The organism is Saccharopolyspora karakumensis (assembly GCF_004349225.1).
Lineage (GTDB): Bacteria > Actinomycetota > Actinomycetes > Mycobacteriales > Pseudonocardiaceae > Saccharopolyspora > Saccharopolyspora endophytica.
In genome coordinates this window covers 1-23,471 of the sequence record NZ_SMLA01000068.1, presented here as the reverse complement: position 1 = coordinate 23,471, position 23,471 = coordinate 1, and the positions used below count along the sequence as shown (strand labels likewise).

At 69.2% G+C, this 23,471-nt stretch carries 22 protein-coding genes; 6 read left to right on the top strand and 16 right to left on the bottom strand.

The annotated features are described in order from the left end of the window. Nucleotides 1-58: 58 nt before the first annotated feature. From E1202_RS27845 to E1202_RS27835, 3 genes are all read right to left on the bottom strand, one after another. Complete coding sequence (locus E1202_RS27845; protein ID WP_132686302.1) at nucleotides 59-988, bottom strand: alpha/beta hydrolase; 930 nt, start codon at nucleotides 986-988, stop codon at nucleotides 59-61. Between the two features lie 68 nt (nucleotides 989-1,056). Continuing rightward, nucleotides 1,057-2,517 (bottom strand): aldehyde dehydrogenase, encoded by a 1,461-nt coding sequence (locus E1202_RS27840; protein WP_132686301.1) that lies wholly within the window; start codon nucleotides 2,515-2,517, stop codon nucleotides 1,057-1,059. Then, nucleotides 2,432-2,782, bottom strand: a complete 351-nt coding sequence (locus tag E1202_RS27835; protein ID WP_132686300.1) for a hypothetical protein — start codon at nucleotides 2,780-2,782, stop codon at nucleotides 2,432-2,434. The genes E1202_RS27840 and E1202_RS27835 overlap by 86 nt, the downstream gene beginning before the upstream one ends. A 325-nt stretch (nucleotides 2,783-3,107) precedes the next feature. Between E1202_RS27835 and E1202_RS27830 the strand changes: the two genes are divergently transcribed. Continuing rightward, entirely contained in the window at nucleotides 3,108-3,866 is a 759-nt protein-coding gene (locus E1202_RS27830) for an SDR family NAD(P)-dependent oxidoreductase (RefSeq protein ID WP_132686299.1), read from the top strand. Between the two features lie 12 nt (nucleotides 3,867-3,878). Further along, on the top strand, nucleotides 3,879-4,670 hold the full coding sequence (locus E1202_RS27825; protein WP_132686298.1) for an amidohydrolase family protein: 792 nt from the start codon (nucleotides 3,879-3,881) through the stop codon (nucleotides 4,668-4,670). A gap of 113 nt (nucleotides 4,671-4,783) precedes the next feature. Here the strand turns inward: E1202_RS27825 and E1202_RS27820 are convergent, their stop codons facing one another. From E1202_RS27820 to E1202_RS27805, 4 genes are read right to left on the bottom strand one after another with little or no spacing between them, the layout of a single operon-like run. After that, nucleotides 4,784-5,524 (bottom strand): FadR/GntR family transcriptional regulator, encoded by a 741-nt coding sequence (locus E1202_RS27820; RefSeq protein WP_268952388.1) that lies wholly within the window; start codon nucleotides 5,522-5,524, stop codon nucleotides 4,784-4,786. A 36-nt stretch (nucleotides 5,525-5,560) separates the two neighbouring features. Next, nucleotides 5,561-6,592, bottom strand: coding sequence for a 2-oxoacid:ferredoxin oxidoreductase subunit beta (locus E1202_RS27815; RefSeq protein ID WP_132686296.1), 1,032 nt, complete (start codon nucleotides 6,590-6,592; stop codon nucleotides 5,561-5,563). Further along, entirely contained in the window at nucleotides 6,589-8,475 is a 1,887-nt protein-coding gene (locus E1202_RS27810; RefSeq protein ID WP_268952387.1) for a 2-oxoacid:acceptor oxidoreductase subunit alpha, read from the bottom strand. Before E1202_RS27810 ends, E1202_RS27815 begins: the two co-directional genes overlap by 4 nt. Next, nucleotides 8,472-9,626, bottom strand: a complete 1,155-nt coding sequence (locus tag E1202_RS27805) for an acyl-CoA dehydrogenase family protein (RefSeq protein WP_235879065.1) — start codon at nucleotides 9,624-9,626, stop codon at nucleotides 8,472-8,474. Before E1202_RS27805 ends, E1202_RS27810 begins: the two co-directional genes overlap by 4 nt. A gap of 81 nt (nucleotides 9,627-9,707) precedes the next feature. Here E1202_RS27805 and E1202_RS27800 point away from each other — a divergent pair, with 81 nt between their 5' ends. Continuing rightward, on the top strand, nucleotides 9,708-10,472 hold the full coding sequence (locus E1202_RS27800; protein WP_132686294.1) for an SDR family NAD(P)-dependent oxidoreductase: 765 nt from the start codon (nucleotides 9,708-9,710) through the stop codon (nucleotides 10,470-10,472). Between the two features lie 65 nt (nucleotides 10,473-10,537). On the opposite strand, the gene E1202_RS27795 is transcribed toward E1202_RS27800, so the two are convergent. From E1202_RS27795 to E1202_RS27760, 8 genes are read right to left on the bottom strand one after another with little or no spacing between them, the layout of a single operon-like run. Further along, the gene (locus tag E1202_RS27795; RefSeq protein WP_132686293.1) at nucleotides 10,538-11,764 is read right to left on the bottom strand and encodes a CaiB/BaiF CoA transferase family protein; all 1,227 of its coding nucleotides are present in this window, start codon (nucleotides 11,762-11,764) and stop codon (nucleotides 10,538-10,540) included. Nucleotides 11,765-11,791: 27 nt separating this feature from the next. Next, nucleotides 11,792-13,261 (bottom strand): aldehyde dehydrogenase family protein, encoded by a 1,470-nt coding sequence (locus tag E1202_RS27790; protein ID WP_132686292.1) that lies wholly within the window; start codon nucleotides 13,259-13,261, stop codon nucleotides 11,792-11,794. Next, nucleotides 13,258-13,725 (bottom strand): MaoC family dehydratase, encoded by a 468-nt coding sequence (locus E1202_RS27785; RefSeq protein WP_132686291.1) that lies wholly within the window; start codon nucleotides 13,723-13,725, stop codon nucleotides 13,258-13,260. Before E1202_RS27785 ends, E1202_RS27790 begins: the two co-directional genes overlap by 4 nt. A gap of 1 nt (nucleotide 13,726) precedes the next feature. Then, complete coding sequence (locus tag E1202_RS27780) at nucleotides 13,727-14,614, bottom strand: HpcH/HpaI aldolase/citrate lyase family protein (protein WP_132686290.1); 888 nt, start codon at nucleotides 14,612-14,614, stop codon at nucleotides 13,727-13,729. Then, nucleotides 14,614-15,780, bottom strand: a complete 1,167-nt coding sequence (locus tag E1202_RS27775) for an acyl-CoA dehydrogenase family protein (RefSeq protein WP_132686289.1) — start codon at nucleotides 15,778-15,780, stop codon at nucleotides 14,614-14,616. Before E1202_RS27775 ends, E1202_RS27780 begins: the two co-directional genes overlap by 1 nt. Then, the gene (locus E1202_RS27770; protein ID WP_132686288.1) at nucleotides 15,764-17,416 is read right to left on the bottom strand and encodes an AMP-binding protein; all 1,653 of its coding nucleotides are present in this window, start codon (nucleotides 17,414-17,416) and stop codon (nucleotides 15,764-15,766) included. Before E1202_RS27770 ends, E1202_RS27775 begins: the two co-directional genes overlap by 17 nt. A gap of 22 nt (nucleotides 17,417-17,438) precedes the next feature. After that, complete coding sequence (locus tag E1202_RS27765) at nucleotides 17,439-18,212, bottom strand: SDR family NAD(P)-dependent oxidoreductase (protein WP_132686287.1); 774 nt, start codon at nucleotides 18,210-18,212, stop codon at nucleotides 17,439-17,441. A 25-nt stretch (nucleotides 18,213-18,237) separates the two neighbouring features. After that, nucleotides 18,238-19,401 (bottom strand): acyl-CoA dehydrogenase family protein, encoded by a 1,164-nt coding sequence (locus E1202_RS27760; RefSeq protein WP_235879064.1) that lies wholly within the window; start codon nucleotides 19,399-19,401, stop codon nucleotides 18,238-18,240. Nucleotides 19,402-19,535: 134 nt separating this feature from the next. Between E1202_RS27760 and E1202_RS27755 the strand changes: the two genes are divergently transcribed. From E1202_RS27755 to E1202_RS27745, 3 genes are all read left to right on the top strand, one after another. Then, entirely contained in the window at nucleotides 19,536-20,708 is a 1,173-nt protein-coding gene (locus E1202_RS27755; protein WP_132686285.1) for a thiolase family protein, read from the top strand. A 124-nt stretch (nucleotides 20,709-20,832) separates the two neighbouring features. Then, nucleotides 20,833-21,591, top strand: a complete 759-nt coding sequence (locus E1202_RS27750; RefSeq protein ID WP_132686284.1) for an SDR family NAD(P)-dependent oxidoreductase — start codon at nucleotides 20,833-20,835, stop codon at nucleotides 21,589-21,591. 10 nt (nucleotides 21,592-21,601) lie between these two features. Then, nucleotides 21,602-22,399, top strand: coding sequence for a crotonase/enoyl-CoA hydratase family protein (locus tag E1202_RS27745; protein WP_132686283.1), 798 nt, complete (start codon nucleotides 21,602-21,604; stop codon nucleotides 22,397-22,399). A 118-nt stretch (nucleotides 22,400-22,517) separates the two neighbouring features. Here E1202_RS27745 and E1202_RS27740 read toward each other — a convergent pair whose 3' ends face one another. Continuing rightward, the gene (locus tag E1202_RS27740; RefSeq protein ID WP_132686282.1) at nucleotides 22,518-23,285 is read right to left on the bottom strand and encodes an enoyl-CoA hydratase/isomerase family protein; all 768 of its coding nucleotides are present in this window, start codon (nucleotides 23,283-23,285) and stop codon (nucleotides 22,518-22,520) included. Nucleotides 23,286-23,471: the final 186 nt, after the last annotated feature.

The window sequence follows — 23,471 nt, the reverse complement described above, 5'->3', positions numbered from 1 at the left end:
AGCGCTCCACCCGCGGCGGATGGACGCTGCGAATTTCTCTGCTGCGCTTGTCAGGTGGTCAGCTGATCGCGCGGAGGCGCTCGTCGATCTCCTCCACCACGTAGCTGATTCCCCGTTCGCTGCCGGGCAACAGGTTCACCATGGTGAAGAAGCCGTGCATCTGGCCCGCGAATTGCTGGTAGGAAACGCGAACGCCGGCGCTCTCGAGCGTCTTCGCGTAAGCCTGGCCCTCGTCGCGGAGCACGTCGTGCTCGGCGGTCAGGACCACCGCGGGCGGAAGCCCGGTCAGATCGACGGCACGCGCCGGGGAGGCGTCCGGGTGCTCCCGCGCTTCCGCGGGGGCGTAGTGGTTCCAGAACCAGATCATGCTGTCCCGGCTGAGCATGAGCTGGTTCTCCGGGTCGGTGTAGGACGCGGTGTCGAAATCGCAGTCCGCCACCGGGTACACCAGCACCTGCTGGGCGAGCGGGAGCTCGCTGTCGCGCGCCTTCCGGCTCATGATGGCCGCCAGGTTCCCGCCGGCGCTGTCTCCCGCCACGATCAGCGGCACCCGTTTTCCGCAGACCTCCTCGACGTTGCGGTCGACCCAGACCAGCGCGTCCCAGGCGTCCTCGACGGCGGCCGGGTACGGGTGTTCCGGTGCCAGCCGGTAGTCGACCAGCGCCACGGCGCAGTCCGTGCGGACGGCGAGCTGCCTGCCCAGCGTTTCGAACTCGTCGATCGCGCCGATCACCCAACCGCCGCCGTGGTAGTACACGATCGTTCCACGGGGCTCGTCGTGGGGAACCAGGATCCGCACCGGGATGTCGCGACCCTCAGCGGGAACCTGGATCAGTTCGCTCCGGGCGACTTCAGGGCCCTCGCCGAACATGTCCTTGAGCATGGCTGTCATACCGCGCGCCTGCTCCGGTTCCATCTCGTGCAGCGGAGGCAGTCCCGTCTCGGCCATCTGGGCGAGGAATCCGGATGTTGCTTCATCAAGAGCCATGTCGGACCTCTCTTGCGTGCAAGAAGGGGAATTCTGCGAGTGCTTTCGACGTCGGGTCTCCGACGAAGTCAGCTGTACTGGATCAACTTCGTTTCGAGGTAGGCGGAAAGGCCTTCGACGTTGCCCTCGCGCCCGAGTCCGGATTGCTTGTAGCCACCGAAGGGCTGCACCACGCACATGCCCCACGTGTTGACCGAGATCTGCCCCGTCCGCACGCGGCGCGCGACCTGCTCCGCCAAGGCGGTGTCCGATGCGTACACCGCCCCGGAGAGCCCGTAGTCGGAGTCGTTGGCGATGGCGACGGCTTCGTCGACGCTGTCGAACGGGATGACGCAGATGACCGGGCCGAAGATCTCCTCGCGTGCGATGCGCATGTCGTTGCGGACATCGGCGAAAACGGTCGGCTGGACGTAGTAGCCGCGGTCGATCCCTGCGGGACGGCCACCGCCGGTGACCAGACTCGCCCCTTCCTCGACGCCGATGCGGATGTAGTTCTCCACCCGGTCCCGCTGGCGCTCAGCGGCGAGGGGACCCAGCACCGTGCCCTCGGCCTCGGGGGCGCCGACCGGAAGGCCTTCCAGCATCGGCACCATCGCGTCGAGCAGTTCCTGCTGCCGTTCGCGCGGCACCAGGATCCGGGTGAGCGCGGCGCAGACCTGGCCGGAGTGCCCGATCCCGGCCGGGACGAGGGTGGGCAGCACCTCGTCCAGCGGGATGTCGTCAGCGATGATGCCGGCCGACTTCCCACCCAGTTCCAGCGTCACCCGGGCGACCCGTTGGCCGCACAGGCTCATGATCCGCTTGCCCGCGGCGGTGCTGCCGGTGAAGGCGACCTTGTCCACGTCGGGATGACTCACCAGGTGCTCGCCGACCTCCCGGCCGGCGGGCAGCACGCTGACGACCCCCTCGGGCAGGCCCGCGGCCTCCAGGGCCTCGGCGAGCATCATGACGCTGACCGGCCCTTCGGGCGCGGGTTTGAGCACCACCGCGCATCCGGCCGCCAGGGCCGGGCCGATCTTCAGCGACGCGGTGGCCACCGGCCCGTTCCACGGGATGATCGTGGCGACGACACCGACCGGTTCCCGGACGAGCCTGCCACGTCCCTCGGCCCACTCACGCTCCTCCTCGAACACAGCGCGCTCGTGCAGAGTGGACACGTCGCCCCACATTTTCAGGGCGTTCTGGTGGAACGCTTCGCTCACCGCGGCCGGAGCTCCGATCTCCGCGGTGAAGGCCCCGGCCATGTCGGCGAACCGCTTCTCGACCTCTTCGCCCACGCGAGCGAGGACCTCACCGCGCTCGGCCGGGGTCATGCGCGGCCAGGGCCCCTCGTCGAACGCCTTCCGCGCGGCGGCCACGGCCGCGTCGACGTCCGCCTCACGCGCCTCGGGGACGGTCGCGACGACCTCTTCGGTGCTGGGCGAGACGACTTCGATGACGCGGTCACTGGACGGTGTCACCCAACGCCCGCCGATGAACAGCTTCGAGTAGCTCTTGAGCGGAGTAGGGGCGGCCACGGTTGTGGACATGTGTTCTCTCCTGGTGGTCTCGCTCAAAGGACTGCGACGCGACGGCTCCTGCTGTTGCGGTGAGCCGGTCGGCCGGCCGTTCACCGACCGTGAAGGCGGTCAGGCTCGTCAACGCGGTGGTCGCGGGCATCAGCACCGGCACATCGACGATCGGCGGGTTCTCGGCTCCGCTCGCGTTCGGGTGCTGGTCCACGACGACCGCGGGGGCTTCGGCACGGCCGGAGCGGCAGGTGCCCGCGGCGCGGGGCTCGACGTCGTCAGCCACTGTGTCCGACATCTGCCTCACTCCTGCTCTCCACGTTGAAAACAGCTGGCACACGGGCTATGACCGGATGCGCGAGCCGTGTGCGACTCACCTCGGCGTGACGGCCAACACAGCCACCTTGGCCCGCGATATACCCGAAGTCAATACCGTTCATTATATTCATAGTAATTGTTTTTGAGGACGCGCGCGTTCCGCTCACGCACCACCGCGTACCTCCTCACCAGGCGGGCGCCACCCCGAAGATCAGGCGAGCACGGCGCCGGCTCGACGGCCTTGACAGCTCGTTAATTCAATATAATGATCTGCAAGAATTTAGGGAGTGTGGATGGAGACAGCGTCTAGACCGGCGGCCCTGGTGACCGGAGCCGCCTCCGGAATGGGCCGCACCACGGCGTGGGCGTTCGCGTCCGCCGGTTACCGGGTCGTGCTGGCCGACATCAACGCCGACGCCGGCGGCGAAGCGGCGGACGAGATCACCTCACGAGGCTTCGAGGCGCACTTCGTGCGTGCCGACGTCACCAAGTCGGACGAGGTGGAGAACATGGTCGCCGCCGCGACCGACCGCTACGGGCGGCTCGACTGCGCGGTGAACAACGCGGCGTGCCCGCCCGACCGCGAGCGCATCGTCGACGCCGACGTCGAATCCTTCCGCGAGGTCGTGGAGATCAACCTGACCTCGGTGCTGGTGTGCCTGAAGTACGAGCTCGCGCAGATGCTCGGCCGCGGAGGCCCGGGAGCGATCGTCAACATCGGGTCGATCCGCTCCTTCCGAGCCGGTGCCGGATCCCCGGCCTACACCGCCGCGAAGCACGCGATCATCGGGCTGACCCGGACCGCCGCCCTGGAGTGCTCCGGGACCGGGGTGCGGGTCAACGCGGTCTGCCCCGGGGCCATCGACACCCCGATGCTTCGGCAGTCCCGATCCACCCGTGCCGAGGGCGCGGTGGCGGCACACCTGGGCACGCTCGGGCGTCTCGGGACTCCCGACGAGGTCGCGCAGGCCAGCCTGTGGCTGTGCTCGTCCGCGTCATCGCTGGTCACAGGTCAAGCGCTGGTGGCCGATGGCGGTTACCTCATCCAGTGAAAGGGCAGAGCCATGATCATCGACGCGCACACGCACGTCTGGCCCGACGCGATCGCCGAGCGGGCGCTGACCGCCAACCGCCTGCCGGGATTGCAGGCGGTCGGCAACGGCAAAGCGAGCTCGCTGGCGGCCGAGATGGAGGCCAAGGGCGTCGACCACAGCCTCGCGCTCGGGGTCGCCGGTGCGGCGAAGAACGTGGACCGCACCAACGAGTTCATCGCCTCGCTCAACGGCGAGACCTTCACCCCGTTCGGCACCGTGCACGTCGACCTCCCCGTCGAGGAGAACCTGGCGAGCCTGCGCCGCCACGGCCTGCGTGGCGTGAAGGTGCACCCGCTGTTCCAGAACTACGGGCTCATGCACGAGCGGCTGTGGGAGCTGTTCGAGGCGTTCGGAAACGAGATCGGCGTGATCGTGCACGTCGGCGCGGGAGGCAGCGGAGCGGTCAACGAGCTGAGCACGCCGCGCATGCTGCGCGAGATCGTGCGCGCCTTCCCGCAGCTGCGGCTGGTGGCCTGCCACTTCGGCGGTTACCACATGTTGGCCGAAGCCGAGCAGGAACTGCGCGGGCTGGACGTCGTGCTCGAGACCTCGTGGCCACCCGCCCTCAGCGAGGTCGATCCCACGACCGTGCGGCGGCTGATCACCCAGCACGGGACCGAGCGGATCGTGTTCGGCTCGGACTGGCCCATGACCGACCCCGCGAAGGAGATCGCGGCCATCCGCGCGCTGAACCTCGGCGACGACGCGGAGTCCGCCGTGCTGGGCGGCAATCTCGCTCGCGTTCTCCGGCTCGACGTGTAGACGCCGGGCCCGGTCGAGGGGAGCTCGTCGCGATCGGTACATCCGGCAGCGGCGGGCTCCTGCCGCACTCGCTCAACCGGTGACGCCGGCGCGGCCCCGGATCGGCCGGCCGCCTAGCGCCAGTCGACTACCTCGTTCATGAGCTGCGGCTCGCGCTTGGCGACGGTCTTGGCGTACTCGCTCATGTGCTCGCGCATGAGCTGTTCGGCCACCTCGGGCTCACCGGAGATGATCGCATCGGCGACGTCGGCGTGGACCCGGCGCACCGGGTCGCGGCGGCGAGCGACGTACACACCGGACGCGCGCTCGGTGAACAGGTCCTTCAACGCCCGTGCGAAGAGGCTCAGCAAGCCGTTGCCGGACATCGACAACACCTTCGCGTGAAAGTCGTTGCTCGCCGTGAGCCAGTCCTCATCGGTCTTCGCGGCGAAGCCGCGCTCGACGATCTCGCGCAGTTCCTCGCCGTCGGCGGGATCGTGCCGTTCCGCGGCGAGCCGGGCGACGAGCGGCTCGATGATGAGCCTGGCCTCGACCAGCTCGCTGAACTCGATGCCCTGCACCTGGAAGAAGAGCGTGGCCATCCGGCCGAACTCGCGGCTGTCCACTTCCGACACGACAGGTCCGCCGCCGGGGCCCGGCTTCATGCGGATGAGTCCGTGCACCTCCAGGACGCGCAGCGCCTCCCGCAGAGAGGCCCGCGCCACTTGGAAGCGCTGGAGCATCACGCTCTCGGATTCCAGCATGTCGCCTGGCGAGAGCTTGCGTTGCGCGATGTCTCGCACGATTTCACGCGCGATGATGGAAGACACCTTCTCGCCACGGCGCTCCCACGCTACGCTGACCGATTCACTCATAATGGTTCGCAGCATACCGGCCGGAGGGCGAGGAGTTCACATCACGGTCCACGTGTCCGCTCCGCTCATGTGGGCCCGGAACTCGGCGTCGCTGCCGGCCTCACCGCTCTGGGCGCTTCGCAGGCGTTCGCGCACGAGGTCGTCGTAGACCGGGCGGGACACGCTGCGCAGCACGCCGGTCACCACGTGTTCGAGGTCCTGACTCGACACGCGGCTGAGCGCGTACGCGTATTCCGGGTCATCGCTGACCGCATCGTGCGCGAGGAGTTCGTGCGGCTCGACCTCGGCCGTGGGCCGCACGCGCAGCCCGAAGCCGTCGGGGACCACGCAACGCTCACCGTCGGCACCGAAGACGATGGGCTCGCCGTGGACGAGCGGGATCAGCCGGTTCGGCGCCTCGTCCTTCGCGCGGAGCAGGTCGAACGAACCGTCGTTGAAAATGGGACAATCTTGCAGGACCTCCACCAGCGCCGTCCCCCGGTGCGCGGCCGCCTGGCGCAGCACGTCGGCCAGTCCTCTGCGGTCCGAGTCCAACGCCCGGGCCACGAAGGACGCTTCCGCTCCCAGCGCCAGCGACAGGGGGCTCAGCGGGGTCTCGAGGGAGCCCGCCGGAGTGCTCTTGGTGATCTTGCCGGACTCGGAGGTCGGCGAGTACTGGCCCTTGGTCAGCCCGTAGATCCGGTTGTTGAACAACAGGATCTTCAGGTTCACGTTGCGGCGCAGCGCGTGGATCAGGTGGTTTCCGCCGATCGACAACGCGTCGCCGTCACCGGTGACCACCCACACGGACAGATCGGGCCGCGAGATCGACAACCCGGTCGCGATCGCCGGCGCACGTCCGTGGATCGAGTGCATCCCGTAGGTTTCGAGGTAGTACGGGAAACGCGACGAACAGCCGATACCGGACACGAAAACGATGTTCTCGCGCCTCAACCCGAGTTCGGGCAGCAGTCCGCGAACCGTGGCGAGGATCGGGTAGTCACCGCAGCCGGGACACCACCGCACCTCCGATGCGGAGGTGAAGTCCTTCGCCGTGAGTCCCAGGTCGATAGCGGCCGCAGTGGTCACTTCGCGGTGTCCTCTCCTCGCGCGACGGCGACCGCCGCGGCCATCTTCTTCCGCTCGGTGGCGGCCATCGTGCCGGCTTCGACCTCGAGCAGGACTTCTTCCAGCTCCTCGGCGAGGAACGCTTGCCCGGCGACCTTCGTCACCGGCTGCGCGTCGACGAGGTAGCGAGCACGCAAGATCATCGACAGCTGCCCGAGGTTCATCTCCGGCACGACCACGCGCTCGTAGCTCCGCAACACCTCACCGAGATTCGCGGGCAGCGGGTTCAGGTGGCGCAGATGCGCTTGAGCGATCGGCACGCCCCGATCCCGCACCCGGCGGCACGCCGCGCCGATCGGCCCGTACGAGCTCCCCCAGCCCACGACGAGCGTGCGGGCACGTCCGCCGGGGTCGTCGACGACCGCGTCCGGCACGTCGACGCGGTCGATCTTGGCCTGCCGCAACCGAACCATCAGGTCATGGTTGTCCGGGTCGTACGAGATCGCGCCGTCCTGGTGCGACTTCTCCAGACCGCCGATGCGGTGCTCGAGCCCCGCGGTGCCCGGCACCGCCCAGGGGCGCGCGAGCGTTTCCCGGTCCCGCCGGTACGGAGCGAACTCCTCCCCACCGGCCTCGGCGAACGCGGGTTCGATCCGGGGGAGGTCGTCGAGTTCCGGGATCCGCCAGGGCTCCGAACCGTTGGCGATCGCACCGTCGGAGAGCAGCAGCACCGGCGTCCGGTAGGTCACGGCCATCCGCGCGGCCTCGACGGCCGCGCCGAAGCAGTCCGCGGGTGATCTCGGCGCGACCACCGGAACCGGCGATTCGCCGTTGCGGCCGTGCAGGGCCTGGAACAGGTCTGCCTGCTCAGTCTTGGTCGGCAGCCCGGTGGACGGCCCGCCCCGCTGCACGTCGACGACGAGCAACGGAAGTTCGGTCATCACCGCCAGCCCGATCGTCTCGCTCTTGAGCGCCAGCCCCGGGCCGGACGTGGTCGTCACGCCCAACGCCCCGCCGAACGCCGCGCCCAGGGCCGCGCCGATCCCGGCGATCTCGTCCTCGGCCTGGAACGTCGTCACCCCGAACCGCGTGAGCCTGCTCAGCTCGTGCAGGATGTCGCTGGCCGGTGTGATCGGGTAGCTGCCGAGGAACACCGGCAGCCCGGCACGCCGGCCCGCCGCCACCAGCCCCTGCGACAGGGCCACGTTCCCCGTCACCTGCCGGTACGTGCCCGCCGGCAGTCGCGCCGGAGCGATCTCGATGGTGGAGGCGAACGCCTCCGTGGTCTCGCCGTAGTTCCAGCCCGCGCGGAAGGCCAGCACGTTCGCCTCGCCGATCTCCGGTTTGCGAGCGAACTTCTCGCGCAGGAACCGCTCGGTGCCCTCCGTCGGTCGCTGGTACATCCAGCACAGCAGCCCGAGCGCGAACATGTTCTTCGCCCGGCCGGCGTCGCGCTTGCCCACCCCGGTCGGCTCGACCGCACCCCGGGTGAGCGTCGACATGGGCACCTCGTGCACCACCAACCCGGTGAGCCCGGCCAGCGGATCGCCCTGGTAACCGGCCTTGGCCAGGTTCCGCTTGGTGAACTCGTCGGTGTTGACCAGCAGCACGCCCCCGGCGCGGAGGTCCCCCACGTTCGTCTTCAGCGCGGCAGGGTTCATCACCACGAGCACGTCCGGACGGTCTCCCGGCGTGAGGATGTCGTAGTCCGCGAAATGGATCTGGAAGCTCGAGACACCGGGCAGCGTTCCCTGCGGGGCGCGGATCTCGGCCGGGAAGTTCGGCTGCGTCGCCAGATCGTTGCCGAAGGCCGCGGCCTCGGCGGTGAAGCGGTCACCGGCCAGTTGCATCCCGTCCCCGGAATCACCGGCGAAACGGACGACGGCCCGATTGAGCGCGGTCACCAGGCCACGCCCTTCACGAGCTGCTTGGCCAGCGAGTCGAGGATGACCTCGGTGGACCCCTCGTAGATCCGCATCGGACGCGCCTCCCGGTAGAGCCGCTCGATCTTGCTGCCCTGGACGAGGCCGAACCTGCCCATCGTCTGGACCGACCGATCGACCACGCGTCCGGCGATCTCGGTCGCACCCACCTTCGCCATGGACGACAGGTGCAGGTTCGCCAGCGGGTCGCGTGCCGCAGCCTCCGCGGCGCGGTAGGTCAGTGCGCGGGCCATCTCGATCTCGGTCCACGAGGTCGCCAAGCTGCCGGGCACGGAGCCCAGCCGGGCCAGGTTCACGCCGAACTGCTCACGTCCCGCGGCGTGCCGGACTGCCTCCTCCAGCGCGGCGGTGGCGAGTCCGACCGCTGCGCCCGCGACCGACACCCGGAAGGTCGCCAGCGTCGAGAGCACCAGGGTGAACCCCTCCCCCGGCGCCCCGAGCCGGTGGTTCTCCGGGACCCGGACCTCGTCGAGCACCACGTCGCCCAGGACGTGCGGCGCGATGATCTGGTGCGGCTTGGCCACCGAAACCCCGCTGGCGGTGGCGGGCACCAGCACCAGCGAGTAGCTCTCGCCCTCGCGTGCCAGCACGCAGTAGAAATCCGCGTCCCCGGCATTGGTGATGAACGACTTCCGACCGTTGAGGACGAGATCGCCGCCGCGCCGGACGAGCGTCGTCGACAACGCCTTCAGGTCCGACCCCACGTCGGGCTCGGTGAGGGCCAGCGCGGCGATCGCTTCCAGCCGGCCGACCGCGGGGAGCCACTCGTCGCGAATCGCCTCGCCTCCTCCTGCGCTGATCGCGTAGCTTCCGATGCCCTGCATGCCCAGCAGCGAGTCGAGGTGCGCGCTCTCGGCCGCGAACGCCTCGCGCGCCAAGGTGACGGCGAGCGAATCGACCCGCTCGTAGCGGCCCCCGAACTCCGCCGGAACCATGATCGAGCCGATGCCGCTGGCGGCGAGGCGCTTGCGCATTTCCGGATCGATGTCGCCGGCTTCGTCGGCCCGCTCGGCGATGTCGCGCACGGACGCCGCGAACTCACGGGCTTCCCGTTGCAGCGCAAGGTACTTCTCCGACAGCTCGAAAAGCCGTCCATCCTCCGCGTCAGCCACCGCAGCTCCTTCAACTTCTGACATATTTATGATTACCATAACAAGGAATTATCCCCCGTCAACTAACGCCGAGGTGACCTCATGAACTTCGATCCGACCAGTGCGTTCGACCTCAACGGCCGCGTGGCGATGGTGACCGGCGGCAGCCGTGGGCTGGGCAAGGCGATCGCCTTGGGCCTGGCGCGGGCGGGTGCCGACGTCATCATCTCCAGCCGCAAGCAGGAAGCCTGCGAGGAAGCCGCCTCCGAGGTGGAACGCGAGACGGGCCGCAGGGCGTTCCCGATCAGCGCGCACGTCGGCCGATGGGACCGGCTGGACGAGCTCGTCGACGACGTCTACCAGCGGGTCGGAGGGATCGACGTGCTGGTCAACAACGCGGGCATGTCGCCGCTCTACGACCGCGTCGAGGGCATCACCGAGGAGCTGTTCGACAAGGTGATCGCGGTCAACCTCAAGGGTCCGTTCCGGCTTTCCGCCTTGGTGGGCAGCAGGATGGCCGAGAGCACCGGCGGGTCGATCATCAACATCAGCAGCGCGGCCGCCACCCGCCCGCGACCGTCGGTGCTCCCCTACGCCGCTGCCAAGGCCGGGCTGAACGCGATCACCACGGGCTTCGCGCACACCTTCGGCCCTTCGGTGCGCTGCAACGCCATCATGGCCGGAACCTTCCACACCGACGTCAGCGCGTCCTGGGACCCCGCCGAGTTCGCCGCCCGAGCCCAGCGCTTCGCCTTGCAACGCGGCGGCCGGCCGGACGAGATCGTGGGCATGGCGGTGTACTTGGCGTCCAACGCCTCCAGCTACACCACCGGCGCGGTGCTCGCCGTCGATGGTGGGCAGCCGTAGGCCACCGGCCGGGCCCACCCCGGGGTGGGCCCGGCCGGGACCGGGCAGCCATTTTCAGAACGGGCTCACCCTGAAGCGTCCCCGCGACCGGTGATCACACCTCCGGCGACGAGTTCCCCCAGCTCGTCACCGGAGAGCCCGAGCCCCGCCCCCAGCACCTCGTGAGTGTGCTCGCCGATTCCGGGCACGCCGTCGTAGGCGGGCCCCTCGTAGCCGGAGAGGTGCAGCACCGGACCGGGCGTCATGACCGAATCCCAGCCGCCCGGACCGGTGATGCCGACGAGCGTGCGCTCCAGGAAGTGCGGATCCGCCACGATGTCGGAGGCGTCGTTGACGGGCGCGCACACCACTTCGTGCTCCTCGAGCACGGCGAGAGCCGCATCCCTGGGCAACGACTCGACCCAGTCGCTGACGTACTTCTGCAGCAGGTCGTTGTGCTCCAGCCGTGCCGGTCCGGTGGCGAACCTCGGGTCCTCGATCATGTCCGGCTGCCCCATCGCGGTGAACAGCCTGGTGGCGATCATCTGGTTCGACGCAGCGATCGACAGGAACTTTCCGTCCGCCGACTGGTAGATCCCGCGGGGGGACGCGGCACCGGTGGCGTTGCCGATGCGACCCTGCACCTCGCCGAGCCCCGTGTACTTCAGCACCATGTCACCGACGATGAACAGCAGCGGCTCGTACAGCGCCACGTCCACGACCTCGCCCTTGCCGGTGCGCTCTCTGCGGAACAACGACATCGCCGTGCCCATCGCCGCCGAGATGCCCGCGATGGAGTCGGCGAACCCGAACGGAGGCGAGGTCGGAGGGTGCTCGGGCCAGCCGTTGATGTGGGCGAACCCGCTGGACGTCTCCGCCACGGTGCCGAAACCGGGCCGATTACGGTACGGCCCGGTCTGCCCGAAGCCCGAGATCCTGGTGAGGACCAGGCTCGGGTTCCGCTCGCTGAGCACGTCGTAGCCGAGCCCCCAGCCTTCCAGCCGCCCCGGCCGGAACGACTCGACGACGACGTCCACCTCGGCGGCCAAGCGGCGCACCAGATTTCGGCCGCCCTGCTGGCGGAGGTCGATGCCCACGGAGCGCTTGCCGCTGTTGAGGCGGCCGAACCCGAGCGACAGGCCGTCCTTCTGCGGCACCCACTGACGCGCGTAATCACCGTTGACCGGATCTTCCGCCTTGATGACCTCGGCGCCGAAATCACGCAGCATCCTCCCGGCGGTCGGTGCGGCGTAGCCCGCACCGAGTTCTAGCACGCGCACACCGGCCAGCGGCGCGTCACCGGCTTCAGCCATGACCCCTCCCTTTCGATCGCCCGCGCACTACACGCGCCACTGGACGTGCCTGGGCTCCAGGTACTCGTGGATGCCCCACTCACCGATCTCCCGGCCCACGCCCGAACGCCCCGAACCGCCGAACGGCGCGTCCGGCCGCATCGCGCCGCCGCCGTTGATCCACACGGTTCCGGCTCGCAACCTCTCGGCGACGCGCTTGCCCTCGTCGAGGTCCGGCGCCCAGACGTTGGCAGCCAGCCCGTAGGCGGTGTCGTTGGCCAGCTCGACGGCCTCCTCGGCGTCCCGGAACGGGAGCACGACCGCCACCGGGCCGAAGATCTCCTGCTGCACGGCGCGCGCGGTGTGCGGCAGGCCGCCCAGCAGCACGGGGTTGATGAAGTAGCCCTTCTCAGGCACCGGCTGGTCGACGGACAGCAGGACCTGGCCGCCCTCGTCGAGCGAGCCGTCGACGAAGCTCTGCACCCGGTCGCGGTGTTCCGGCCGGATCATCGGCCCGATGTTGGTCTTCGGGTCCCACGGGTCGCCGACGTGCATCTGGTCGAACGCGCCGGCGCTCGCGGCCAGGAAGCGGTCGTAGAGGTCGTCGTGCACCAGCAGCCGGGCCAGCGCCGCGCACCCCTGGCCGCCGTTGCGCGACCAGCGCAGGTGCATCTCCTCGGCGAACGACTCGACCTCGCAGCCGGGCAGCACGATGCTGGCGGACTTCCCGCCGAGTTCGAGCGTCACTCCGCTGAGGTTCGCCGCCGCCTGCTCCATGATCTTCGCACCGACCGCGTCGGACCCGGTGAACGAGACCTTGTCCACCCCCGGGTGCGAGGACAGCCGCCGTCCCACCTCGGCGTCGCCGACGATCACGTTGAACACGCCGTCCGGCAGGTCCGCCTCGCGGCTGAGCTCGCCGAGCAGCAGGGTGGTCAGCGGCGTGCGCGGCGACGGCAGCAGCACCACCGTGCAGCCTGCGGCCAGCGCGGCGCCGAACTTGAAGATGGCCAGGTTGAGCGGGTAGTTGTAGCCGGTGATCGCGGCGACGACGCCCACCGGGTAGTGGGACACCTCGCTCACGGTCGGCACCGGCTGGTCGTAGCCCCCGAGGTGCACCGTGCGGTCCTTCTTGGCCGCCTCGGCCTGCCAGCGCAGGTGCCCCAGACCCATCTTCACCTGGAGTCCGTCGGCCAGCGACACCGGTGTGCCGACCTCGTTGACGATCGAGGGGAGCAGTTCGTCGGCGCGGGCCTCCAGCACGTCGGCCAGCCGGTGAATGGCCGCCGAGCGCTCATCCGGCCGGAGCGCGGCCCAGCCGCCGAAGGCGTCCCGCGCGGCGCGGACCGCCTGGTCGACCTGCTCGGCGGAGGCGCCGCGAACTTCGGTCAGGACCTCCTCCGTGGCCGGGTTGACGACGTCCCAGCGCTGCCCGGCCGGCTGCACCGGCTTGTTGGCGATGGTCAGCGTGCGCACCCCGGGCACGTAGTCGCGCATCGACTCCGGTGTCTTGGTCATCGGGCACCCTCTTCTTCCTGTTTCTTCGCCATCAAGCCGACTCGGTGCAGCAGGCAGACGAGCGTGTCGTCCTGGTTGAAACCGCGATGCTCGAACCACACGATCCCGGAGTCGTCGCGGCTGGTGGACTCCCGCTTGTCCAGGATCGTCGTCTCCGCCCGCAAGGTGTCCCCGTGGAACACCGGGTGCGGGAACTGGATCTTGTCGTAGCCGAGGTTGCCGAGGGTGGTTCCCATCGTCAGCTCCGGCACGTGGAACGCCCCGATCAGCGCCACCGTGAACAGGCTGTTGACCACCCTCGCACCGTGCACGCTCTTCTTGGCGAACTCCTCGTCGAGGTGCAGCGGCTGCAGGTTCATCGTCAGCGAGGTGAACATGACGTTGTCCATCTCGGTGACCGTGCGGGTGAACGGATGTGTGTACTCCGCACCGATCTCGAACTCCTCGAAGTACAGACCGCGCATGTCATTCCCCGTTTCCCGCGATGGCCTCGGCCCGCGCCAGCCATTCCACCGCCTTGTCGTAGTGCGCTTTGTCGATGTGCAGGCCGCGATAGCGCAACGCCCCCGTGCCCTCGGCGCGGGCCTTCTCGTACGCCTCGACGAGACCCTGGTAGAACTCGACATCCTCAGTGGACGGTGAGAACACCTCGTTGATCGCGGCGACGTGGCTCGGGTGGATCGCGATCACGCCTCGGAAGCCGAGTTGCCTGCCGCGCGCGGCGAACTCCCGCAGGCCGTCCAGGTTCGCGAGGTCTTCCCACAACCCGGTCAGCGCGTGGATGCCGGCTTCCCTGCACGCCAGGAGGATCCGGCTGCGGTGGTAGAGCGTCTCGGTTCCCTCGGGGGTCCACTCGTACCCGACGGCCTTGGCGATGTCCGCGTGCTCAGCGGTCGGGCCGATCATGGCCCCGACCCTCGGGGACGCGGTCGCGATCTCCAGGCAGTCGTGGATCGCGCGAACCGTTTCGACCGGCACGATGTACTCCAGACCGGAAACCCCGTTGCGCTCCTCGAAGTGGTCGAGCAGCGCGTCGTAGCGCAGCACGTCGGTGCTCCGCTCGATCTTCGGCGCGAAGACACCGGTCAGGCCGGGAACGACCACCTCCTCGAGATCACCACCGGTGAGCCGGGTGTCCAGCGGGTTGACCCGCACGAACAGCCCGACCTCGCTTCCCGACTCCCGGACCCGTCGGATGGAGTCGGCGACCGCCTCCCGCGCGGCGACCTTCTCCCCCGAAGGAACGGAATCCTCCAAGTCGAGCACGATCGCATCCGCGTTGGCGCGCAACGCCTTGTCCACCCACGTCGTGCGGTGGCCGGGGAGGAACAGCACGGAACGGTAAGGGCGCATCAGTAGCTCCTCGGCAGGCCGAGCACGTGCTCGGCCACGTAGTTGAGCACCATCTCCTGGCTGATCGGGGCGATGCGCATCAGCCGCGCCTCCCGGAAGTACCGCTCGATGTGGTACTCCTTCGAATAGCCGTACCCGCCGTGCGCGCTCAGGGCTGCGTCGGCCGCGAAGAAGCCGGCCTCCGCGGCGAGGAACTTCGCCTCGTTCGCGTCCTTGCCGCTGGGCTGGTCGTTGTCGATCAGCCACGCCGCGCGCTGGCACACCAGGTCCGCGGCGTCCAGCTGGACCAGCGCACGCGCGAGCGGGTGCGAGATGGCCTGGTTCTGTCCGATGGGGCGTCCGAACACCGTGCGGTCCTTGGCGTAGGTGGTCGCACGGCGCAGCGCCGCCCGCCCGATGCCGATCGAGGCGTTGGCCGAGATGACGCGTTCGGCGTTGAGCCCGGCGAGGATCGCGCGGAAGCCGTCGCCGACCTCGCCGATCACGTCGGAGTCGGGGACGAACAGGTCGTCGATGAACAGCTCGTTGGTGTCGACGGCGTTACGCCCCAGCTTCGGGATCTTGCGCACCGTCACGCGTTCGCGGTCCATCGGCGCGAAGAACAGCGTCATGCCGTCGGTCCGCTTCGGACTGTCCTCGCGCGGGGACGTCCGGCACAGGATGATGAGGCGTTCGGCTTCCTGGGCCTTGGTGATCCAGACCTTCTTCCCGGAGATCGACCAGCCCCCTTCGACCTTCGTCGCGAACGTCGAGATCGTTGAGGTGTCGGTTCCGGCGTCCGGTTCGGTGACCGCGAACGAGACGTGGAGATCCCCCTCGACGAGCCTGGGCAGGAACCTCTCCTTCAGGTCCGCGCTGCCGTGCTTGATGATCGACTCGAACCCGAAGATTCCGATGTGGACAGCGCTGCACCCGTTCATCCCCGCCCCCGAGGCCGCGATCTCCTGCTCGACGATCGCGGCCTCGGTGACGCCCAGTCCCCCACCCCCGTACTCGGCGGGCACGGTCAGACCGAGCCAGCCGCCGTCCACCACCGCCTTGTAGAAGTCCCAGGGGAACTCTTCGTCCCGGTCGTGCTGGGCCCAGTACTCGTCGGGAAATCTTGCGCACAGCGCGCGCACGGCCTCCCGGATGTCCGAGTGCGTCGTGTCAACGCTGAAGTCCATGTGCTTTCTCCTGGCGATCGAACGTGCCCGGGGCGATTCCCTCGTCGCGCAGCACCGCCTTGCGCACCTTCTCCGAAGGCGTTTTCGGCAACGCGTCGACGAACCGGACGAAGCGGGGGGTGGCGAAATCGGGGATGCGGCCCTTGCACCAGTCGATGACCGCGCCGGGCTCGACGGGTTCGGTGGCGACGATGGCCGCGAGGACCTCGTCCTCACCCGCTTCGACCCCGGCAGGAACACCGATCACCGCGCACTCGGCGACCGCCGGGTGCCCCAGGATCGCCTGCTCCACCTCGTAGGAGCTGATGTTCTCCCCGCGCCGGCGCAGCGCGTCCTTGTAGCGGTCGACGAAGTAGAACCACCCGTCGGCGTCCTTGCGCAACGCGTCACCCGTGTGGAACCACAGGTTTCGCCACGCCTCGACGGTCTTCTCGGGCATCCCGTAGTAACCCATGCTGCACGTCCACGGGTGCTTCGGCCGCACCACGAGCTCACCGATCTCGCCGACCGGCACCTCGTGGTCGGTTTCCGGGTCGACCAGCCGGATGTCGAACCAATCCGCGGCTTGCAGACCGGCCGCGCCGGGCGGGCGCTCGACGGCGTACGGCGACATGATCGGTGCGCAGGTCTCCGTGAGGCCAAACGCGTCGACGAACGCCTCGATGCCGTACCGCTCCTGGAAATCCGCCACGATCGAACTCGCGGTGGGTGCGGCGTAGACGCACCGAAGCCGGTTGTCCCGGTCGTCCGGCCGCGGCGGCTGCTTCCACGCGAAATCCATCATGACGCCGACGAAGTTGGTCACCGTCACGCCGGACTCGCGCACCTGGTCGATCCACCGGCTGGCGCTGAACTTCGGCCGCACCACGGCGCTAGCACCGGCCACGAGCGCCGGGTACACCGCCATGAACTGGGCGTTGCCGTGGAACAGCGGCGTGGTGGTCAGGTAGGTGTCCTCCGGGGTGAGCCGGGTCAGGGACACGACGATCTGCGCGAAGAAGTACAGCTGCGAGTGCGGCATCGCCACGCCCTTGGACGGCCCCGTGGTGCCGGAGGTGAAGAAGATCGCGCCGAGGTCCTGCGGCCGGGTTGCCGGGAGGTCGAGCTCCGGCCCTTCTTCGAGGTCGTCCCACACGTCGGCGGCCCAGCCGGCCCGCCGCAGCACGTCCACGGCTTCCTGCCCGCGACCGGTGTCGATCACCCAGAAGTGCTCGATGCCCCGTGCGTGCTCGGCGATCGGGACGAACCTCTCGGCGAGGGTGTCGTCGATGACCGCCCACCGCGCCCCGACGGTGACCACCTGGTGCCGCAGGAACTCGCCTTCGTAGTTGGTGTTGATCGGTACTTCGACCAGCCCTCCCACCGCGGCGGCGAACCAGCTCCGCACCAGCTGGGAGGAGTTCGCGGCCATGATGATCAGCCGATCACCGGCCTGCGCGCCGGTCTTGATCAGCGAGCCGGAGATCCGCTGCGCCGAGGACAGCATCTCGGCGTACGACCACCGCAGCCCCTCCTCCGGCGTCATCAGGAAGGTCGCGTCCGGCCGCTCCCCGGCGTGGTGCCGCAGGACGGTGCTGAGCGTCCAGTCCGCTGGATCGGCGAACGTCGGAACGAGATCGCGGTAAACCCGGGTCATGCTCGGCCTCCACACAGGGTCGCTACTTCGCCGTCAATCCGCCGTCGACCGGGATGGTGACACCGGTGACGTAGCTCGCGTCGTCGCTGAGCAGGAAGGCGATCACCGCCGCGACCTCCTCGGGTTGCGCGCCCCGTCCGAGCGGGATCCCCCCGACGAAGTCCTTGGTCAGCTCGGAGACGTCGGCTCCGGGCTCCCGGCCGAAGAACTGGGCCAGCATCGGGGTGTGCACGGTGCCGGGGCACACCACGTTGACGCGCACCCCGTCCGGCGCGCCGTTGAGCGCCAACGACCGCGAGAAGGGCACGAGCGCGCCCTTGGTCAGCGAGTAGATCGGGCTGAACGGCGAGCCCACCAGCGCCGAGGTCGACGAGGTCATCGTGATCGAGCCGGTGCCGCCGGCGGCTTTGAGCAGGTCGAAGCCGAGCGTGCAGGTGTAGTAGGCGCTCTTGACGTTGACGTCGACGTTGGTGGCCCACTGCTCGTCGGACACCTCGAGTCCGGCGGGTCCGGGCATGCCGACCTGCGCGTGCAGCGCGTGCAGCACACCGCGCTCGTCGCGAACGCGGTCGAACAGGGCGCGCAAGCTGTCGTTGTCGGTCGCGTCGACCTGCTGCGCGACCGCGCTGCCCCCAGCGGCCACGATCTCCTTGGCCACCGCCTCGGCGGCGTCGGCACCGAGGTCGGCGACGTAGACGTGAGCGCCTTCGTCGGCCAGGCGCAGCGAGATGGACCGGCCCATGCCGGATCCACCGCCGACGACGGCGGCGGTGCGGTTTTCGAAGCGACGTGTCATGAGTGTTTCCTTCCCGTCGGACTGGTCAGCGGCGCTGGTCGAAGGATCGGCCGAGCATTTCGGAGACGATTCGGATGCGCTGCATCGCCGGAGTGCCCCCGGCCAGCGCCCACCCGTGCGAGTCGCGGTGCAGCCGTTCGAGGCCGAACTCCTCGGTGTAGCCGTTGCCGCCGTGCAGCTGCATGGCGAGGTCGGTGACCCGCTTGGCCATCTCGTTCGCGGTGCACTTGGCCAGCGACACGTCGAGCGAGTTCGGTAGGTTCTCGCCGACACCGGCTGCCGCGCGCTGGATGAGCAGCCGGGCGGCTTCGACCTGCAGCAGCATGTCGGCCAGGGTCATCTGGACGTTCTGGAACTCCACGAGCGGCTTGCCGAACTGGTCGCGTTCCTGCACGTAGCGCTTGGTCCGGTCGAGCGCCGCCTGCCCCAGGGCGAGGCTCATCGTCGCGTTTCCGAGTCGTTCGATGGAGAACGCGCCGAAGAGCTCGCGGAAGCGTCCCGGTCCGAGCACCACGTTCTCCGCGGGGACCTCGACGTCGTCGAAGCGGATGTCGGCCGACGGGATGCCGCGGAAGCCCATCAGCCGTTCGCGCTCACCGAAGCTCACGCCGGGCCGGTCGGCTTCGACGATCACCGCGCCGATGGCTTTCGACCCGGGTTCGTCGTTCATGCGCGCGTAGACGAGGTAGTGATCCGCTTCGCCACCGTTGGAGATCCACCGCTTGGAACCGTTGACCACGACCTTGTCGCCCTCGGCGACGGCCTTGGTCTTCATGTCGGTGGCGGCCGAGCCCGCGTCCGGCTCCGAGATCGCCACGGCCAGCGTCGCATCCCCGCTGATGATCGGTGGCAGGAAGCGCTCGTGCTGCTCCTCGCTGCCGAATCTCGCGACGACCTGCGCCGGCCCGGTGTTGGACTCGAAGACCTGGAACGCCGCGGGACGGCATTCCTTGGCCAGCTCCTCGATGACGGTCAACGCGTGTTGCAGCGGTGCGCCCCCGCCACCGTGCCGTTCCGGGAGCGCGATGCCGAGCAGTCCCAGTTCCCCCAGGTAGCGCCGCTCCTCGTGAGGAAAGGCGATCCGCTCGCGGTCCCATTCCTCCGCCTGGGGCGCGTAGCGCTCCGCGGCGAGTTTGGCCGCGACCTCCTTCAGTGCGCGCTGTTCGTCGGCGTCGATTGCGGATACCACTGGCCCACCACCCTCAATTATCGTAATCATCATAATAGTCTTACCGGCAGCGCGGTCAAGCTTGCTCCTCCGATCAACCCCGTGCAAGATGCAGTTGTCTCTGCTTATCATCATCATAGTTTAGGGAGGCCACAATGGGCCGGGCAGTGATCGTCGACGCGGTCCGCTCCCCGATGGGGCGCGGCAGGTCCACCGGCGCGCTGGCCGGGCTGCATCCGGTGGACCTGCTCGCGCAGGTCCTCAGCCGGCTCGTGGCCCGCAACGACCTCGACCCCGGGCTGATCGACGACGTGCTCGTCGGCTGCGTCGGCCAGGTCGGCGAGCAGTCCGCCACCCCCGGTCGCCAGGCGGTGCTGGCGGCGGGATTCCCCACGCACGTCCCCTCCGTGACGATCGAGCGCAAATGCGGCTCGGGCCAGCAGGCGATCGACTTCGCGGTTCAGGGCGTCCAAGCCGGCGCGTACGACATCGCCGTCGCCGCAGGCGTGGAGTCGATGAGCAGGGTGCCGATGAGGTCCGCGCGCGGCGACGCCGACCCGCACGGACCGGACGTGCGCGCACGGTTCCCCGGGCTCGTCCCCCAGGGCATCTCCGCCGAGCTCGTGGCCACGAAGTGGAAGCTCAGCCGATCCGAGCTCGACGAGTACGCGACCCGCTCGCACGAACGCGCCGCCGCCACGTCCTTCGACGACGAGATCGTGCCGGTCACGACTCCGGACGGCGCCGCAGTCGCCGCCGACGAAACCATCCGCGAAGGCACCACAACGGAACGGCTCGGCCAGCTGACCCCCGCGTTCGCGCGAGAGCCCTACACGGCCCGCTTCCCAGACCTGGACTGGATGATCACAGCCGGCAACTCGTCGCAGATCACCGACGGTGCCAGCGCGCTGCTCGTGATGTCCGAGGAGCGCGCCGCGGCGCTGGGCCTGCGACCTCGCGCGGCCATCATGGCCTCGGCGGTGGTCGGCGACGACCCGACGCTGATGCTCACGGGTCCGATCCCCGCCACGCACGCCGTCCACGCGCGATCCGGGCTGTCACCGGGCGACATCGCCGCCTTCGAGGTGAACGAAGCCTTCGCGTCGGTTCCGATCGCCTGGCAGCGCGAATTCGAGGTTCCCGACGAACGGCTCAACCCCTGCGGCGGCGCGATCGCCCTGGGGCATCCGCTCGGCGCATCCGGGTGCCGCCTCATGACCACGTTGATCAACCACCTGGAGCGCACCGGCGGCCGCTACGGCCTCCAGACCATGTGCGAAGCCGGCGGCATGGCCAACGCCGCGATCATCGAGAACCTGTCCGCGTAGCAACCTGCCTTCGAGCTCGTCTCCCGCAGCGGGCACCGCAACCTCTGACGCCGCCCGACGCCAGGGCACCCGCTCGCGAACACCAGAGCAGACAGCGGAAACGACGTGTGAGAACAGGAGAGACATGAACCTGGAGAATGGGACAGCAGTCGTCACCGGAGGCGCCTCCGGCCTCGGCCTGGCCACCGCGCGCCGGTTCGTCGAACGAGGCGTACCCACCGTGATCATCGATCTGCCGACCTCCGAGGGAGAACGAGCCGCGAAGGAACTCGGCGATTCGGCCCGATTCGGTCCCGCGGACGTCGCTGACGCCGACGCCGTGAGCCGGGCGCTCGACCTGGCCGAGGGGCCGATCCGGGCGCTCGTGCACTGCGCGGGCCGCGGCGGAACGGTGCGCGTCGTGGAACGGGACGGCCAACCGGGGTCGCTGGAGTCCTACGAGTCCATCGTGCGCACGAATTTGATCGGCTCGTTCAACGTCCTCCGGCTGACCGCCGCCCGGATGGTGACCAACGAACCGGTCGAAGGCGAGCGCGGGGCCTGCGTGCTCACCGCTTCGGTCGCGGCGTCGGAGGGCCAGATCGGGCAGATCCCGTACGCCTCGGCGAAGTCAGGGGTGGTGGGCATGACTCTCGTGGCGGCCCGCGACCTCGCGCGGAAGCTGGTCCGCGTGTGCTCCATCGCTCCCGGCACCTTCGACACCCCCATCCTGGCCCGGTTCTCCGACGAGATCCGCGATGGGCTGGCGAAGCAGACGCCGCACCCGCAGAGACTGGGGGACCCGGACGAGTTCGCCGCGCTCGCCCACCACATCATCGACAACCCGATGCTCAACGGCGAGACGGTCCGCCTCGACGGTGCGATCCGGATGCCGCCGAAATGAGGAGAGCAGCGTGACCGAATCCAGTGGTGCCAAACCGGGCGGGACCGAGCCAGTCGTCCTGACCGAGAACATCGACGGCGTTCAGGTGATCACGATCAACCGGCCCGAGGCCCGCAACGCCATCAACACCGCGACCGCCACAGCGATCGCCGCCGCGCTGGACGAGTTGGACAGCAGGGACGACCTGGTCGCCGGCGTGATCACCGGCGCAGGGCGGAGCTTCTGCGCGGGCATGGACCTCAAGGCGTTCCTCGCCGGGGAACGGCCGTCGCTACCGGGCCGCGGCTTCGCCGGGATCGTGCAGCAGCCGCCCGCGAAGCCACTGGTGGCGGCCGTCGAGGGCCATGCCATCGCGGGCGGCTTCGAGATCGTCCTGGCCTGCGATCTCATCGTGGCTTCCGACGAGGCGAAGTTCGGACTGCCCGAGGTCAAGCGCGGCCTAGTGGCGGCGGGTGGCGGGCTGCTCAGGCTGCCCGAACGCGTGCCCCACCACGTGGCGGTCGAGTGGGCGCTCACCGGCGAACTCGTCTCGGCGCGGGCGGCGCACGAGGTGTCTCTGGTCAACCGGCTCACTCCGCCCGGCCAAGCCCGCGCGACGGCGTTGGAACTGGCACGTGCGATCGCGAGCAACGGCCCGCTCGCCGTCCGCGCCACCAAGGAGATCATCAACGCCGCCCGCGACTGGTCGTCGGACGAGGCGTTCGACCGCCAGCAGGCGATCAGCGAACCGGTGCGCAGCTCCGAGGACGCCCGCGAAGGTGCTCTGGCGTTCAAGGAGAAGCGCGCGCCGGTCTGGAAGGGCCGCTGACCGGTGGAAAGGATCGACGGGCACGGGAACCAGGGCCGCGCCGCGCCGGCTCCCGTGCCCGTCCCGGTGGCCCGCACATCCCGCACCACCGAGCCGAAGGACTTCCCGAAGACCGGCCTCACTCCGGCGGCGGGAAGTTCGGCCGGCGCTTCTCCAGGAAGGCCGCCGCGCCTTCGGTCATGTCCGGACTGCCCACCGCCTGGACGAGCATGCCCAGGCCGGCGCTGAACGAATCGCGCGCGGCGTTCCACCAGACGTTCGAGCTGACCTTGGTGATCTCCAGGTAGCGGGGGCTCAGCGCGGCCAGCTCACCGCACCACTCGGTGACCGTCTGCTCCAGCAGATCGTCCTCAACTACGGCGTTCACCAGGCCCATCCGCTCCGCCTGCTCGGCGCTGTAGCGGCGGCAGAACAGGGACAGCTCCTTCGCGCGCTTCTCGCCGATCTGCAGACCCATCACGTTGGTGGCCCCGGTCACTGGCGAACTGCCGACTCGCGGCCCGGTCTGCCCGAAGGTCGCCGAACGGGCGGCGATGGCCACATCGCACGCGACGACCAGCTCGTTGCCCCCGCCCGCCGCGGCTCCGTTCACCGCGGCGATGACCGGCCTGGGGCATTGGCGCACGGCGTCCAACATCCGCAGGGTTGACTGGTAGAGCTGCCGCATCTCCCCCACCGTCGGCGTGCTCAGCTGCTGCAGCGAACCGCCTGCGCAGAAGCTCCCGCCGGAGCCCGTGATGACCACCGCGCGCGCGGACGCGGCGTCCTCCAGCGCCTCCACGATCGCGGCGGACATCGCGGGGTCGAACGCGTTGCGCCGCTCGGGCCGGTTCAACCGGATCCACAAGGCCTCACCAGCGCCGCGCTCCACGAGGACGTCGGTCATCGGTCTCCTCCACTCCTCACCGGGATATTCTCTTATAATGATAGTCCTTATATCGTCGACCTCCAAGGACCATCGGAGAGGACTCCGGTGAGAGTTGGCGGCGCTTCGCGGCGGGATTTCCGCCGTGCGACCGAATATTCGCGAGGCAGCGGGAGCGGCCGGGCGACCCGCCGGACCGCCCCCGAG